Genomic DNA, 571 nt, shown 5'->3' on the forward strand with positions numbered 1-571 from the left:
GGCGGGGGAAGTACCGGGGGATGGACCAGGCTCAACTGCGTCGGCTGAAGGAACTGGAGATGGAGACGGCGCGGTTGCGGAAGATCGTGGCCCAGCAAGCGTTGGACATCGACGCGTTGAAGGATCTGTTGGGAAAAGGATGGTGAGTCCTTCTGCCCGGCGCCAAGGAGTGCGGGCGTTGCGGACGAGGCGGATGTACTCGGAGCGCCGTGGGTGCGTGGTGGTGGGGATCGCCCGCTCCAGCTTCCGGTACGTTCCCTGCCCTCGTCCGGGGGAGGCGGCGTTGACGGAGGAGATCCGCCGGCTGGCGGCCGAGCACCCTGCTTACGGGTACCGCCGGATCGCGGCCGTGCTCAGGCGGGAGGGCTCACTCGTGAACAGGAAGCGGGTGCACCGGATCTGGAAAGCGGAGGGGCTGCAGCTGCCGCGCCGGCGGGCCAGGAAGCGGCGGCGGGGACCTCCAGGGGAGGTGATCCGCCGGGCAGAGTACCCCAACCACGTGTGGACGTACGACTTCATCGAGGACCGAACGGAACAGGGCGGGAAGCTACGGATGCTGACCGTGCTCGAT

The 571-nt window shown here is 68.0% G+C and carries 1 protein-coding gene; it reads left to right on the plus strand.

Annotated elements, in window-relative coordinates:
* Positions 1-178 precede the first annotated feature (178 nt).
* Positions 179-571: IS3 family transposase (locus NUV94_08280; GenBank protein ID MCR4392729.1), on the plus strand; the 393-nt coding region annotated here is incomplete at its 3' end.

Source organism: Candidatus Acetothermia bacterium (genome assembly GCA_024653305.1).
GTDB lineage: Bacteria > Bipolaricaulota > Bipolaricaulia > Bipolaricaulales > Bipolaricaulaceae > JACIWI01.